Annotated in this window: 15 protein-coding genes and 1 tRNA gene; 11 read left to right on the top strand and 5 right to left on the bottom strand. The window is 68.3% G+C overall.

The window, feature by feature from the left end:
* Nucleotides 1-31 precede the first annotated feature (31 nt).
* From P0Y33_RS08030 to P0Y33_RS08015, 4 genes are all read left to right on the top strand, one after another.
* The gene (locus P0Y33_RS08030) at nucleotides 32-1,225 is read left to right on the top strand and encodes a threonine synthase (RefSeq protein ID WP_279530021.1); all 1,194 of its coding nucleotides are present in this window, start codon (nucleotides 32-34) and stop codon (nucleotides 1,223-1,225) included.
* Nucleotides 1,226-1,289: 64 nt separating this feature from the next.
* On the top strand, nucleotides 1,290-1,976 hold the full coding sequence (locus tag P0Y33_RS08025) for a metal-dependent transcriptional regulator (protein ID WP_279530020.1): 687 nt from the start codon (nucleotides 1,290-1,292) through the stop codon (nucleotides 1,974-1,976).
* Nucleotide 1,977: 1 nt separating this feature from the next.
* Complete coding sequence (locus P0Y33_RS08020) at nucleotides 1,978-2,745, top strand: TMEM165/GDT1 family protein (RefSeq protein WP_279530019.1); 768 nt, start codon at nucleotides 1,978-1,980, stop codon at nucleotides 2,743-2,745.
* Nucleotides 2,746-2,789: 44 nt separating this feature from the next.
* On the top strand, nucleotides 2,790-3,449 hold the full coding sequence (locus tag P0Y33_RS08015) for a LysE family translocator (protein WP_279530018.1): 660 nt from the start codon (nucleotides 2,790-2,792) through the stop codon (nucleotides 3,447-3,449).
* A gap of 3 nt (nucleotides 3,450-3,452) precedes the next feature.
* Here the strand turns inward: P0Y33_RS08015 and P0Y33_RS08010 are convergent, their stop codons facing one another.
* The 4 genes from P0Y33_RS08010 to hpt all read right to left on the bottom strand — a co-directional run bounded on the left by P0Y33_RS08010 (nucleotide 3,453) and on the right by hpt (nucleotide 6,048).
* Entirely contained in the window at nucleotides 3,453-4,148 is a 696-nt protein-coding gene (locus P0Y33_RS08010) for an HD domain-containing protein (protein WP_279530017.1), read from the bottom strand.
* Nucleotides 4,149-4,509: 361 nt separating this feature from the next.
* Nucleotides 4,510-4,584, bottom strand: a tRNA-Met gene (locus tag P0Y33_RS08005).
* A gap of 75 nt (nucleotides 4,585-4,659) precedes the next feature.
* Nucleotides 4,660-5,334: a type 1 glutamine amidotransferase domain-containing protein gene (locus P0Y33_RS08000; protein WP_279530016.1), complete on the bottom strand. Its 675-nt coding sequence runs from the start codon at nucleotides 5,332-5,334 to the stop codon at nucleotides 4,660-4,662.
* Between the two features lie 147 nt (nucleotides 5,335-5,481).
* Nucleotides 5,482-6,048: a hypoxanthine/guanine phosphoribosyltransferase gene (hpt, locus tag P0Y33_RS07995; protein WP_279530015.1), complete on the bottom strand. Its 567-nt coding sequence runs from the start codon at nucleotides 6,046-6,048 to the stop codon at nucleotides 5,482-5,484.
* A 138-nt stretch (nucleotides 6,049-6,186) separates the two neighbouring features.
* Here hpt and mbhE point away from each other — a divergent pair, with 138 nt between their 5' ends.
* The 7 genes from mbhE to mnhG are packed head-to-tail and all read left to right on the top strand — an operon-like array spanning nucleotide 6,187 to nucleotide 12,188.
* Nucleotides 6,187-8,565 carry a hydrogen gas-evolving membrane-bound hydrogenase subunit E gene (gene mbhE / locus P0Y33_RS07990; RefSeq protein ID WP_279530014.1) on the top strand — a complete coding sequence of 793 codons (2,379 nt, stop codon included), beginning with the start codon at nucleotides 6,187-6,189 and terminating at the stop codon, nucleotides 8,563-8,565.
* A complete protein-coding gene (locus P0Y33_RS07985; protein ID WP_279530013.1) occupies nucleotides 8,562-9,026 on the top strand; it encodes an MnhB domain-containing protein in 465 nt (154 codons plus the stop codon). The genes mbhE and P0Y33_RS07985 overlap by 4 nt, the downstream gene beginning before the upstream one ends.
* A complete protein-coding gene (locus P0Y33_RS07980) occupies nucleotides 9,023-9,370 on the top strand; it encodes a sodium:proton antiporter (RefSeq protein ID WP_279530012.1) in 348 nt (115 codons plus the stop codon). The genes P0Y33_RS07985 and P0Y33_RS07980 overlap by 4 nt, the downstream gene beginning before the upstream one ends.
* On the top strand, nucleotides 9,367-10,929 hold the full coding sequence (locus tag P0Y33_RS07975; RefSeq protein WP_279530011.1) for a complex I subunit 5 family protein: 1,563 nt from the start codon (nucleotides 9,367-9,369) through the stop codon (nucleotides 10,927-10,929). Before P0Y33_RS07980 ends, P0Y33_RS07975 begins: the two co-directional genes overlap by 4 nt.
* Nucleotides 10,926-11,531, top strand: a complete 606-nt coding sequence (locus P0Y33_RS07970; RefSeq protein WP_279530010.1) for a Na+/H+ antiporter subunit E — start codon at nucleotides 10,926-10,928, stop codon at nucleotides 11,529-11,531. The genes P0Y33_RS07975 and P0Y33_RS07970 overlap by 4 nt, the downstream gene beginning before the upstream one ends.
* Nucleotides 11,521-11,811, top strand: a complete 291-nt coding sequence (locus tag P0Y33_RS07965; RefSeq protein WP_279530009.1) for a monovalent cation/H+ antiporter complex subunit F — start codon at nucleotides 11,521-11,523, stop codon at nucleotides 11,809-11,811. The genes P0Y33_RS07970 and P0Y33_RS07965 overlap by 11 nt, the downstream gene beginning before the upstream one ends.
* Before the next feature lie 2 nt (nucleotides 11,812-11,813).
* Nucleotides 11,814-12,188, top strand: coding sequence for a monovalent cation/H(+) antiporter subunit G (gene mnhG / locus P0Y33_RS07960; RefSeq protein WP_279530008.1), 375 nt, complete (start codon nucleotides 11,814-11,816; stop codon nucleotides 12,186-12,188).
* Nucleotides 12,189-12,203: 15 nt separating this feature from the next.
* Here mnhG and coaBC read toward each other — a convergent pair whose 3' ends face one another.
* A complete protein-coding gene (gene coaBC / locus P0Y33_RS07955; RefSeq protein ID WP_279530007.1) occupies nucleotides 12,204-13,367 on the bottom strand; it encodes a bifunctional phosphopantothenoylcysteine decarboxylase/phosphopantothenate--cysteine ligase CoaBC in 1,164 nt (387 codons plus the stop codon).
* Between the last annotated feature and the right edge of the window lie 33 nt (nucleotides 13,368-13,400).

The raw sequence follows: 13,400 nt of genomic DNA, 5'->3' as shown, positions 1-13,400 counted from the left end.
GCGTTAGCCCCTCGCCAACGAAGGACGGCACATGGACACGACCGAGACGTTCGTCGGTCTGGCGTGTGTGGACTGCGACGCGGTCCACGACCCGGACGAGACGACCGGCCGCTGCCCCGACTGCGGGGGGATCCTCGACCCGACGTACGACTACGACGCCGTCGACGTCTCCCGTAAGACGTTCGAGTCGCGGCGCTTCGACACGATGTGGCGCTACGCGGAACTCCTGCCGTTCGCCCGCGAGAGCGCCGTCACGATGGACGAAGGCGCGACGGCGCTCGTCGACTGCCCGGCGCTCGCCGACGAACTCGGCGTCGGCCGCGTCCTCGTCAAGGACGAGGGGCGGAACCCGACGGGGACGGTCGCCGACCGCGGACAGAGTCTCGCCGTCACCGCGGCCGCCGCACACGACGCCAGCGACGTGGCACTCGCGTCGACGGGCGAGAGCGGCCAGTCCGCCAGCGCGTACGCCGCCCGCGCGGGCGTCGACTCCCACGTCTTCGTCCCGACGCGCTCGGGGTTCACGAACAAGGCGATGGTGAACGTCCACGGCGGCGACATGACCGTCGTCGAGGGACGCATCGGTGACGCGGAGGCCGCCTTCGACGACGCGCTCGCCGACGAACCCGACTGGCACTCGCTCGGGGCGTTCCACACGCCCTACCGTCACGAGGGACAGAAGACCGCGCTGTACGAGACGGTCGAGCAACTCGACTGGGCGGTCCCGGACGCCGTCGTCTACCCGACCGGGTCGGGTACGGGTCTCGTCGGGATGCACAAGGCCGCGGGCGAGTTGGTGGACCTCGGTCTCACCGACGACACGCCGGCGATGTACGCCGCACAGGCCGAGGGGTGTGCCCCGGTCGTCCGGGCCTTCGAGGAGGACCGCGACGTCCCGGAGCCGTGGCAACAACCGGACACCATCTGTGGGACCATCGAGATTCCCGACCCGGCGGGTGGCGCACTCGTCCTCGACGCCCTCCGCGAGTCGGACGGTGGGGCGGTCGCGACGAGCGACCAGGACATCCTCGACGCCGCGGTCACCGCCGCACAACACGAGGGTCTGGAGCTGAGTCCGTCGGCCGCCGCGGCCGCCGCCGGCGCGTGGGAACTCGCCGAGCGCGACGAACTCGACGCCGAGGACACCGTCGTCCTCGCCAACACCTCGGCCGGGAGCAAGGAGGATGACGTCCTCCGCTCGCACCTTATGAGCAAGGGCATCTGAGGGGGAGCGAACTCGTCGTAGTGCCAAACTATTAGTTTAGACGGATCTAATTTCGATGTAACTGATGCTCAGTGACGTCATGGAGGACTACCTGAAGGCACTCTACGCCCTCCAGCGCGAGGAAGACGGCCGCGTCGGGACGTCGGCGCTCGCCGACTACCTCGACGTGACCCCGCCGACGGTCACCAGCATGCTCGAGAACCTCGAAGAGCGGGGGTTGGTCGACCGCGAGAAGTACAAGGGGGCGATGCTCACAGACGAGGGCGAGACGGTCGCTCTCGAAGTGCTGCGCCACCACCGGTTGCTGGAGGCGTACCTCGCCGAGCACCTCGACTACGAGTGGAGCGAGGTCCACGACGAGGCCGACGCACTCGAACACCACATCTCCGAGGAGTTCGAGCGACGCGTCGCCGAGGCGCTCGGCGACCCCTCGGTCGACCCCCACGGCGACCCCATCCCGACCGAGGACCTCGAACTCGCGGAGGACGACACCGCCCCCCTCACCGCGTTCGAGGAGGGTGAGCGCGTCGTCGTCGCCCGCGTCCGCGACCGTGACGAGGAAGAACTGCGCTACCTCGCCGACGCCGGCGTCGAACCCGGCCGCACCTTCGACGTGGTCGAGGTCGCCCCCATCGGGATGGTGACGCTCCGCGGGGTCGCAGCGGACGAGGAGGTCAACCTCCCCGAGAACGTCGCCGCAGCCATCCGCGCCCGGCCGGCGGACGTCGAAGCGAACGCGGAGGTGTCGTGACGTGGGGAGTACGCTGCTCCCGCTCGCGACCGGCCTCGACGCCATCGTCGAACGGTACGCCCACTTCGGACCGCTCCTCGCGGCGTTCCTCGCCAACCTCTTGGCGACGTTCGGCGACAAGGGCCAACTCGTCGTCATCACGCTCGCGACCAAGTACGACGCGAAGAAGGTGTTCCTCGGCTCGATGGCCGCGTTCGTCGGGTGGAGCGCGCTCGAAGTCGCCTTCGGGCAGTACATCACCGCGGTCCTCCCGGCGGACGTGATGGCGGGCGTCACCGGGACGCTCTTCCTCGTCTTCGGGGTCTGGACCGCCTACCAGGTCGTCCGGAAGGCCCGTGCACAGCGGCTCTTCACGACCGACGGTGGGCTAGAGGCCGCGAGCGGGCGGGCGCTCCCTGACCGAATCGCCCGCTTCACGCACGGCCACGGGGCGGTCGCGACGAGTTTCGTCTTCATCACCTTCGCGGAGTTCGGAGACAAGACCCAACTGTTGACCATCAACCTCGCCGCCACGTTCCCGTCGTCACCCGTCGCGGTGTTCGTCGGCGTCGTCGGTGCGCTCACGTTGCGGACGGGCGTCGACGCCTTCATCGGCGAACAGGCCGAGCGCGTCCTCCCGACGCTGTTCATCGAGGCGGCGTCGGCCGTCGTCTTCGTCGCCTTCGGACTCTTCGTCTTCGGCGTCGTCGGCAGTCTCGGGCTCGTCGTGACCATCGTCGCAGCGGTGTTCTTCTGTATCGGCGCGGCCACGCACCGCTACGTGGCGTGAGAGAACGCGACGTTTTTCACGGATTCGCCCCGATTTACGGGTAGATGTTCGCAGCCGCCGTCTCGCTCCTCGCGGGTGGACTCCTCGGGCTGTCGCTCGCCGCGCCGCCCGGACCGATGAACGCCGTCATCGCAGAAGAGAGTGTCAACAGCGGCGTCCGCGCGGGTCTGGCCGCGGGTCTCGGCGCGATGTTCGCCGACGTCTGCTTCTTCGTCCTCGCGCTCGCCGGCGTCACGACCGTCGTCCAGGAGGTCCCGACGCTCCGCGCGGTCATGGTTGGCGCGGGCGGACTCCTCATGTGTTACTTCGCCTACGGTGCGGCCCGGAGCGCCACCGCGGAGTTCGTCGCCGACGACGTGGCGGCCCGCGCGGCCGACCCGGTCGCGGGCTTCCGCAAGGCGTTCGTCCTCGCGCTGACCAACCCCTTCCAGGTCGTGTGGTGGCTGACCGTCGGCGTCTTCCTCCTCGAACCGGGGACCGTCTCCGTCCTCGGCTACAGCGTGACCGTCGCGAGCGGCGTGCTCACGGTCGTCGGCTTCTTCGCCGGCGTCCTCCTGTGGGTGACGGCGTTCCCGGTCGGACTACGCGTCGCGAGAAATCGGGTCTCCGCGATCGGTCCGGCCGTCGCCTACGGGAGCGCGTTGCTCCTCGCGGGCTTCGGCGTCTTCTTCTGTTACGACGCCGCGCGCTCGCTCCTGCTCTGAGCGCTACGGGTGGTACTCGGGGTCCTCGGCGTCCATGCCGGGGACCTCGGACTCGAGCCACTCGCGAAACCAGCGGACGCGCTTCAGCCGTCGGTGGGCGATGCTCTCGCCGGCGTCGGTCTCGATCCGGTCGGTGGCGTCTCGGCCCCGTTCGAGGACGCGTTCGACCATCTCGGCGGCGTCCATGTGCGTGCGCGCCTCGTAGCCCATCCGCAGGAGCATCAGCGCCGCGCCGTTCGCACCGACCTTGTCGAGCAGGTCGCCCTCGACGAGACAGCGCGCTTCGAGTGTGAGGTCCGAGAGGTCCCCCTGGTGGGAGTGGTTAGCGACGGCGCGACACACGCGGTCGACGAACGACGACGGGTAGTCGCCGTGCGTCTCGAGGTACTTCCGGGCGATGCGCGCGCCCTCCTCGGCGTGGACCTCCTGGTCGGCGTCGAGTTTGGCGATGTCGTGGAACAGCGCCGCGACCTTCACGACGTCCGTGTCCGCCCCCTCCTTGCGGGCGATCTCGGTCGCGAGGTCGATCACGTTGAGGATGTGGTTGTACCGGTACTCCGCGGAGTGCCAGGGGTACCAGCGCATCCGACCCCCGGCGTCCTCGTTCTCGACGCTGGCGTCGAGGTAGTCGTAGACGAACTCCTTCATCGACTCGAACTCGGTGTCCGAGACGCTCGTCTCCTTTATCTCGACGCCCATGGCGCCACCTCCGTGGGGGGCGTGTCTCCGTTTCGCGTAATCATTATTGTATAACTAGACGCCTGTTGCGCTCTTAGGCCTTTTGCAGACGGTACTCTCCTGACGAAGTAGCCACGGCGACGCTCAGGACGACGCCCCGTCTTCACGCGCCGTCTGTCGGAACTGTGAGAGACAGCCGAAGGAGACCCCACACACTTCGCAGGTCCACTCCGCTGTGACGCGGTGGCCGCCGACGTCGTGTGGCCAGTCGGTGCTCGTACGGGGGTGGTCGGCGCGGGGTCACTTATGTACTCCCGTCGGGTATATAAACGAGTAGTTGCCCGTCGTACGGACCCGTTCGAAAGTCGAGTTCGAAAGGAAGTAGCGGGAAGTGGATTTGAACCACCGATCTCCGGGTTATGAGCCCGGCGGAATCTCCTGGCTATCCCATCCCGCTACTATCTCGTAACGCGGTCATCCATTAAAGGATTGTGATTGCGACGCCGTGTGGCAGTTACCCCCTCGGCCCTTTTTACAGGTCGAGTTCGTCGACGAGGGTCTCGGCGGCGGCGGCCGAGGAGCCGGGACCGCGGGCGGTGAGTAGGTCGCCGTCGACGGTGACGCTGGTGTCGGCGTCGAGTTCGGCGTCCCAGTTCCCGCCGGCGGCCTTCACCTCGTCCTCGACCCAGTAGGGGAGCTTGCGGCCTTCGAGACAGTCGTTCTCGTCGACGATGTCCTCCTCCCACTCGTTGGGGAAGCCGGTGACGTCGCGGCCCTCGACGAGGTAGCTGTCGCCCTCGCGAGTGAACGCCAGGATGCCGACGGCGTGGCAGACGACCAGCGCCTTCCCCTCGTCGCCGGCGACGGCCTCGTAGAGGAGCGTCCGCGCGTGGGTGTCCTGGTTGACGTCCCACAGCGTGCCGTGGCCACCGGGGAACACGACGGCGTCGTAGTCGTGCGCGTCGACGGTAGCGAGGGGTTCGGGGTCGTTCAGCGCCTCGTTGTTCTCGTGGACGTCGACGACGAACTGCGCCGTGTCCGCACCGACGTTGTCGGGGTTCGTCGAGCGCTCGTCGACGACCGGTTTCGACCCACTCGGCGTCGCGACGGTCACGTCGGCGCCCTCCTCCTGGAGAGTGACGAGCGGTTCGGCACACTCCTCTGCCCAGTAACCTTCCTCGCTGACGACGAACAGTACAGAAGTCATGACGGTCGGCGCTACACGCGTCCGCGTGAAAAAGACGATGCCCGGAGAAGCGACTGCCGGGTCCGAGTGGTCGGTCGACCCCTCCCCTCGATGGGGCCGCGGGAGACGCCGCGTCAGCCGTCGCCGTGCGCTGCCGGAGACGTCGCGTCAGCCGTCTCCGTGTTCGTCCGTGATGACGACTTCGCCGTCGACGACGTCGACGTTGATGAGCGTCTTCACGTCGTAGGGCGAGTCGTCGAGTTCGTTCGGGCCGGCCTTCTTGATGACCGCGACGACGTCGACGACGTCCGCGCCGATGTGGTCGAGCGCCTCGGTGATGGCCCGGAGCGTCCCGCCCGTCGAGAGCACGTCGTCGAGGACGAGCACGCGGTCGCCCTCGTCGACGTCGTTGATGTACATCTCGCTCTCGGAGTAGCCCGTCTGCTGGGTGAGAGACACCTCGCCCTCCAGACCGTACTGGCGCTTGCGGATGACGACCAGCGGAATGTCGGTCATCAGCGAGACGGCCGTCGAGATGTGGATGCCCATCGCGGCGGGCGTGACGATCTTGTCGACGTTCTCCAACTCCGCCTTCCGGATGATCTTGATGACGATCTCCCGGAGGAGCTGCGGTTGGAGTACGGGGACCCCGTCGCTGATGGGGTGGACGAAGTAGTGGTAGCCCTCTTTCTCGATGATGGGGGCGTCGAGCAGGGACTGCTTCAGCCTATCCATGTCGGTGATACGGGACCCAAGAGTAAAGTCTGACGGATGCGCGAGCCTCGTGTTCGTGAATCGCACGCTCGCGGTATCGGCGTCGCTCGCCGCCAATCTTTGCGAAGCATTAAGTCTCACGTCCCGGTGGATTCGAACGTGCAACCGACACCGGACCTCCTAGCGGTGCTTGCGCTCGTGGGCCTCCCCTTCGCGGGGGCGGCCGCGACGCCGCTGGTCTACCGGGTGGCGGGCGAACGCACGGCCTACTTCGCGGCCGCCATCGCGTTCGTGTGTTTCGGCCTCGCCGCGTCCCAGTACGGGACGAAAGGCGCCGTCGCCATCGGGTGGGTCAGTTCGATAGAGCCCGCCGTGTCGCTCCGGTTCTACGTGGACGGACTCGCGCTGCTCATCTCGTTCCTCGCGAGCGGCGTGGGCGTCCTCATCTTCACGTACTCACGGGGCTACATGCACGGCGAACCGGGCCAGATGAAGTACTACGCGACGCTCCTCGCGTTCATGGGGTCGATGCTGGGCGTCGCGCTCGCGGGCGACCTCGTCGCCCTCTTCGTCTTCTGGGAACTGACGAGCGTCGCCTCGTTCCTCCTCATCGGCCACTACCGGGGGGAACGCTCGGCGCGATACGCGGCCCGCAAGTCCATGATCATCACCGTGGGCGGTGGGCTGTTCATGCTCGTCGGCTTCGTCCTCCTCGCGAACGTCGCCGGGACCTACAGCATCGCCGAGATGCTCCACCACTCCGAGTCGGTCCGCCACGCCCTCCGCGAGGCCGGCCTGCTCGTCCCCGTCGTCGGTCTACTGGGTATCGGCGCGGCGGCGAAGTCCGCACAGGTCCCGCTCCACGTCTGGCTCCCGGACGCGATGGAGGCGCCGACACCCGTCTCGGCGTTCCTCCACTCCGCGACGATGGTGAAGGCCGGCGTCTACCTCGTCGGTCGCTTCCGTCCCCTCCTGCTGACCGAGGAGTGGACGCTCCTCTTCGCGGTGATGGGCCTGTTGACGATGACCGTCGCGGCCATCCTCGCGGTGACCGCGACGGACATCAAACAGTTGCTCGCCTACTCGACGGCCTCCCACCTCGGCCTCATCGTCGCCGGCTTCGGCTTCGCGACCGTCTACGGCGCGGAGACCGGCTCCTTCCACATCCTGAACCACGCGACGTTCAAGGCGCCGCTGTTCCTCGTCGCCGGTATCGTCGCCCACGAGGCGGGGACCCGCGACATCCGCGAACTCGGCGGTCTCTGGCGCGACCTCCCGGTCACGGCGGCGGTCACGGTCGTCGCCGCGCTCGGGATGGCCGGACTCCCGCCGTTCAACGGCTTCTACTCGAAGGAACTCCTCTTCGAAGCGGCCTGGGAGTTCGGCGCGCACGCGGGCGGTCTCGCGTGGCTCGCGCCCGTCGTCGCGGTGTTCGGCAGCGTCTTCACGTTCCTCTACTCCGTGCGCTTCCTGATGCTGTTCTTCGGTGAGAAACCCGAGGGACTTGACCACGTCCACGCTCCGCCCGTGGCGATGCGCGTCCCGCCGGTGCTCCTCGCCGCGTTCGCGCTCACGGTCGGTCTCGGCGGGGTGGCCGCCTCGTTCGGCGTCCACCTCACACCAGTCGAGTCGTTCGTCGGGACCGTCGTCGACGCCACGGCCGCCGGCGGGCACGGCGGGGGCGGCCACGGCGGCTTCTCTTACTACGTTCCGACGCACCTCACGCCCGCGCTGACCATGAGCCTCGTGACGATCGGTCTCGGTGCCGCCGTCTACCCGCAGTACGGCCGCCTCCACCGCGGCCTCCGGGCGGGTCTCGCGGCCGCGCCGCCACTCCGGGCGGACTGGTGGTACGACTCGGCCGTCTTCGGACTCAACCGCCTGAGCGTGGCCGTCGAGGACGCCGTCCAGACCGGTCTCCTCCGCACGTACGCGTGGTGGACGTTCGCCGGGATGGCCGCCCTCTCGCTCGGCGGCTACCTCGCGGCGAGCGTCGAACTCTCGGGCATCGCGGTGACGCTCCCGCTCTCGCTGATAATCGTCCTCGTGACCGCCGTCGGGGCCGCCGCCGCGGTGACGTTCTCGCCCTCGCACGTCGCGGGCGTGTTGACGCTCTCCATCCTCGGATTCATGGTCGCCATCTTCTACATCCTCGCGAGCGCGCCCGACCTCGCGCTCACGCAACTCGTCGTCGAGACGCTCGTCCTCGTCATCTTCCTGCTCGTCCTCGACCGCCTCCCGGCGTTCTACGGCGACTGGAAGGGCCACCGCGTCGCCCGCGACGCCGCCCTCTCGGTGTTCGTCGGGGTCGCCGTCGCCGCGAGCGTCCTCCTGTCGACGGCCGGCGAGGCGGACCAGGTCATCGCCGACTACTTCGTCGAGAACGCGGTCCCGAAGGGCGGCGGCGGGAACATCGTCAACGTCATCCTCGTCGACTTCCGGGCGTTCGACACGCTGGGGGAGATCGCCGTCGTGGCGCTCGCCGCCATCTCGGTGTTGACACTCGTCGCCATGCGCGAACGGGGTGAGACGCAGTGACGACGGTCATCCTCCGGACGGCGACCCGCGCGGTTGTCCCCATCATCCTCGTCACCTCCTTCGCCCTGTTCTTGCAGGGACACAACCTCCCCGGCGGTGGCTTCATCGCGGGCGTCCTCACGGCGACGGCGTTCGCGCTCGTCTACGTCGCCTTCGGACTCGACTTCCTCGAAGAGGAGGTGCTCGGCCGGAACGTCACCGAACCGGTCGACCACATCCGACACGGCGTCGTCGCCGACTACCGGACGCTGTTCGCCGTCGGCCTCGCGACGGCGGTCGTCTCCGGTCTCGCCGCCGTCGCGATGGGCTACCAGTTCCTCTCGTTCACGGACGGCTACACGCCGGTCCTCCCGCTGTACGGGAAACTCCACTGGGCGAACGCGGTGGTCTTCGACCTCGGCGTCTACGCCGTCGTCGTGGGCTCTCTCCTCACGATTCTCTCGGTGGTGGGTGAAGAATGACCGAAGTGATACTCGCACTCGCACTCGGGACGGTCTGCGCGTTCGGAACGTTCCTCGTCCTCCGCCGCGACCTCGTCCGCGTCGTCTGGGGAATCACGCTGTTGAGCCAGTCGGCCAACGCCTACCTCATCACGATGGGCGACATCGGCGGGACGGTCCCCGTCCTCGCCCACGGCGGACACGGCGGGGGCGCCGGCCACGTCACCGACCCGCTCGTGCAGGCACTCGTCCTGACGGCCATCGTCATCGGTTTCGGGACGACCGCGTTCGCGCTCGTCCTCACGTATCGCGTCTACGAGGAACACGGCTCCATCGACCTCGACGAACTGGGTGACCACTCGTGACTACACAACTCGTCATCGCACCGCTGCTCGTCGCGCTGGTGACGGCGGTCTGTACGCTCCCGTTGCGCCGGTGGACGCGCGCCCAGCAGGCGGTCAGCCTTCTCGGCGTCCTCGCGTACGCCGTCGCCGTCGCCGCGCAGGTCTCGCTCGTCCTCCCGGACCGAACCGTCACCTACCAGTTGGGTGATTGGCCCGCGCCGTTCGGTATCACGCTGGTCGCCGACCCGCTCTCGGCGTTCATGCTCTCGATGGCGGCCGTCGTGGCCGTCCCGTCGCTCGTCGCCTCGATCCGCTACCTCGACGAGTTCGGCCAGCAACTCTCCTACCACACGCTGTTCCACCTCATGCTCGTCGGCGTGACCGGGTCGTTCCTGACCGGCGACATCTTCAACCTCTTCGTCTGGTTCGAGGTGATGCTCATGTCGAGTTACGTCCTGGTCGTCTTCTTCAGCGGTCCCGACCAGACGCTCGCGACCATGAAGTACGTCGCGCTCAACCTCGTCGGCAGCGCGGTCATGCTGTTCGCCATCGGCGGCATCTACGCCGTCACCGGCACGCTCAACATGGCGGACCTCGCTCGCCGACTCGCCGATCCGTCGGCGTACAGTTTCGACCCCGCGCCCGTACTCGGCCTCTCGGCCCTGCTGTTCGTCGTCTTCGCGCTGAAGGCGGGACTCGTCCCGTTCCACTTCTGGGTGCCGAGTGCCTACCAGGCCGCGCCGAACCCCGTCGCCGCGATGCTCGCGGGCGTCGTGAAGAAGGTGGGCGTCTACGCGTTCGTCCGCCTCTACTTCACCGTGTTCGCGGCCGCCTCGCTCGACCTGTCGCTCCCGCTCGTCTCCGGGTCCTCGCCGCTCGACTTCTTCGGCCCGGTGTTCTTGCTCCTCGCGGCGTCGAGCGTCGTCTTCGGGGGACTCGCGGCGGTCGACAGCGACTCCCTCGAAGAACTCCTCGCCTACTCCAGCGTGGGACAGGTCGGCTTCATCGTCCTCCCGCTGGCGGTCGGTGCGGCCGTCCCGTCCGTCCGCCCGCTGGCTATCGCCGCCACGCTCGTCTACGCGCTCAACCACGCGCTCGCGAAGTCGCTGCTCTTCTTGGTCACCGGCGTGGTCCGCGATGGGACGGGGACGACGCGGTTCGCGGACCTCGGCGGACTCACCGGCGAGGCGCCGGTCGTCTCCGCGGCGTTCTTCGTCGGCGGTCTCTCGCTCGTCGGTATTCCGCCCCTCACGGGCTTCTTCGCGAAGTTCCTCGTCTTCAACGCGGCGGCCACGGCGGGTGCGGTTCCCGCACTCGCGGTCGCGCTCGGTGGGGCACTGCTCACCATCGCGTACGTCTCGCGGGCGTGGAACCGGGCCTTCTGGGGGGCGGAGACGCCCGCCGTCGACGCACTCCGGACCGACAGCGTGCAGGTGGCCACCGTGGCCGTCCTCGCACTCGTCGTCGTTCTCGTGGGCGTCGGATTTGACCCGGTGTACCGCTTCGCCGAACACGCCGCCGCCACGGCCCTCGACCGTGGCCAGTACGTCGACGCGGTCCTCGGAGGTGAGACGACGTGAGCGACCGTCGGACGATTCCGCGGTGGGTCGCACTCGGTGTTACGCTGGCCGTCCTCTGGTTGTTCGTCCGCGGCGTCCAGCCGTCGCTGCGGAACCTCGGCCAGGAACTCGTCATCGGACTCGCGCTCGGCCTGCCGGTCGCCTACCTGTTCCGCCGGTTGTTCGCCGGCCGGGTCGCGCCCGGGTTCGCCGTCGAGGCGACGCCGTACGCGACACTCTACCTCGCGACGTTCCTCTACGACCTGCTGACCGCGAACGTCGACGTCGCCTACCGGACGCTCGCGCCGAGCAAACCCATCTACCCGCAGGTGTTCGAGGTGCCCCTCCGCGTGGAGAAGTCGTCGGCCATCACGACCATCGCGAACAGCATCACGCTCACGCCGGGCACCCTGACCATGGACCACGACCCCGAGAGAAACGTGCTCTACGTTCACGCAATCGACGGGCGCGACCGCGACGCCGTCGTCGCGCCCATCCGTCGCTGGGAGGACTACGCCCTCGTCATCTTCGGCGAGGAGAAGAAGCCGGGTGACCCCATCCCGACGCTCGAACCGCCGAGCGAGGACGAAGCGGAGACCGGAGGTGAGTCCGATGGCGAGTGAGACCCCGGCGTTCCTCGACCTCGTCCTCACGGGCGGACTCGTCCTCGCCAGCGCGCTCACTCTCCTGTGTGGCTACCGCGTCGTGCAGGGACCGACGGTTCCGGACCGCGTCGTCGCACTCGACACCATCGGGACGAACGTCGTAGCCATCGCCGCGCTGTTCGCGTTGCTGACCGGTCGTGGACTGTTCGTCACGGTGAGCCTCGTCCTCGCCATCGTCGGCTTCATCAGCACCGTCACCGTCGCGAAGTACGTCGTCGAAGGGGACATCATCCAGTAACCATGTCCGGACTACTCGTCTCGGCCGTCGTCGCCGCACTGGTCGTCGTGGGGAGTTTCTTCCTCGCGATCGGAACGATCGGACTGCTCCGTCTCCCGGACGTGTACAACCGGATGCACGCCACGAGCAAGGCGACGACCCTCGGCGCGGCCTCCATCCTCCTCGCGGCGTTCGTCTCCTTCGGCCCGATGGAGGAGGGACTGACTGCGCTCGTCGGCATCGTCTTCCTCTTCCTGACCGCGCCGACCGGCGCGCACATGATCTCGCGCTCCGCTCAGAAGATGGGTGTGCCCTTCTTCGGCCGGGCGGACTGGCCCGACGGGAACCGGTCGGTCCACGAACCCGGCGAGACCGAGTCGGGGTCCGAGTCCGAGTAACACCCGGCCCGCCGATTACGTCTCGTCGTCGAACACCGTGGCGAGTTCGTCCGCGACGCGCAAGCCGAGTTCCTCCTTCGACCCGACGAACTCGTCGGACGAGTCCGTACGGACGAACAGGGTACGGGTCTCCTCGCCACCCATGACGCTGGCGTCGTTGGCGACGACGAACGCCGCGTCCACCCGGTCGACGAGTTCGCGGGCCTTCGCGACCATCTTCTCGTCGTCGCCGGTGGTCTCGGCCTTGAAGCCGACGATGGGGAGGTCCGGGTAGTCCGCGCGAATCTCGTCGACGAGTTTCGGCGTCCGCTCGAACTCTAAGACGAGGTCCTGGCCGGAGCGAATCTTCTCCGCCGCGGCGTCGACCGTGTAGTCACTGATGGCGGCCGCGGAGACGAGGGCGTCCGCGTCGGCGCACGCGTCGCGACAGGCGTCGAGCATCTCGGCGGCGCTCTCGACGTGCTCGACGTCGGCATAGGGGACGTCGTCGCCGTCGTGGACGAGCGTGACGTCCGCGCCGCGGACGTAGCACCCGCGCGCGATGGCCCGACCGGTCTTCCCGGAGGCGCGGTTGGTCAGGACGCGCACGGGGTCGATGCGCTCGCTGGTCGCGCCGGACGTGACGACGACGTCGCGGCCGTCGAGTGGCGAGTCACCGACGGCGCGGGCCACGTCGAGACAGATCGTGTCGTTCTCGGCTATCTTGGCCTTCCCCTCCTCGACGCGCGGGCCGACGAAGTCGACGCCCCACGACTCGACGGTGTCGATGGCGTCCAGCACGCCGGGGTGGTCGTACATCGGTTCGTGCATGGCCGGCGCGACGACGATGGGGACGCCCGCGCCGAAGGCGGTGGTCGCGCAGGTCGTCACCGGGGTGTCGTCGATGGCGGCGGCCACCTTCCCCACGGTGTTCGCGGTCGCAGGGGCGACCAGGAAGACGTCGGCCCACCCCTCTTCACCGCAGAGTTCGACGTGCTCCACCTGACCCGTGATTTCGGTGACGACGGGGTTGTCCGTGGCGAACTCGACGGCCCACGGGTGGACGATTCCCTGCGCCGAGTCGGTCATCACGGCGCGGACCTCCGCTCCCCGACGCCGGAGTTCGTGGGCGAGTTCGACCACCCGGACGGCGGCGATACTCCCCGTCACCCCCAGCGCGACGTTGACTCCCGAGAGCATTCGTCCGGACGGTCGGCCGCTCGTGACTTAAAA

Source organism: Halospeciosus flavus (genome assembly GCF_029814175.1).
Lineage (GTDB): Archaea > Halobacteriota > Halobacteria > Halobacteriales > Halobacteriaceae > Halospeciosus > Halospeciosus flavus.
Note: the sequence above shows the minus strand (reverse complement) of the source record. Positions and strands in the feature narration are given on the sequence as shown.

Excerpts from the sequence above, each read along its gene's own strand:
- P0Y33_RS08030 (WP_279530021.1), top strand. The coding sequence starts at position 32 with ATGGACACGACCGAGACGTTCGTCGGTCTGGCGTGTGTGGACTGCGAC.
- P0Y33_RS08025 (WP_279530020.1), top strand. The coding sequence starts at position 1,290 with ATGCTCAGTGACGTCATGGAGGACTACCTGAAGGCACTCTACGCCCTC.
- P0Y33_RS08015 (WP_279530018.1), top strand. The coding sequence starts at position 2,790 with ATGTTCGCAGCCGCCGTCTCGCTCCTCGCGGGTGGACTCCTCGGGCTG.
- P0Y33_RS08010 (WP_279530017.1), bottom strand. The coding sequence starts at position 4,148 with ATGGGCGTCGAGATAAAGGAGACGAGCGTCTCGGACACCGAGTTCGAG.
- P0Y33_RS08000 (WP_279530016.1), bottom strand. The coding sequence starts at position 5,334 with ATGACTTCTGTACTGTTCGTCGTCAGCGAGGAAGGTTACTGGGCAGAG.
- hpt (WP_279530015.1), bottom strand. The coding sequence starts at position 6,048 with ATGGATAGGCTGAAGCAGTCCCTGCTCGACGCCCCCATCATCGAGAAA.
- P0Y33_RS07980 (WP_279530012.1), top strand. The coding sequence starts at position 9,023 with ATGACCGAAGTGATACTCGCACTCGCACTCGGGACGGTCTGCGCGTTC.
- P0Y33_RS07965 (WP_279530009.1), top strand. The coding sequence starts at position 11,521 with ATGGCGAGTGAGACCCCGGCGTTCCTCGACCTCGTCCTCACGGGCGGA.
- mnhG (WP_279530008.1), top strand. The coding sequence starts at position 11,814 with ATGTCCGGACTACTCGTCTCGGCCGTCGTCGCCGCACTGGTCGTCGTG.
- coaBC (WP_279530007.1), bottom strand. The coding sequence starts at position 13,367 with ATGCTCTCGGGAGTCAACGTCGCGCTGGGGGTGACGGGGAGTATCGCC.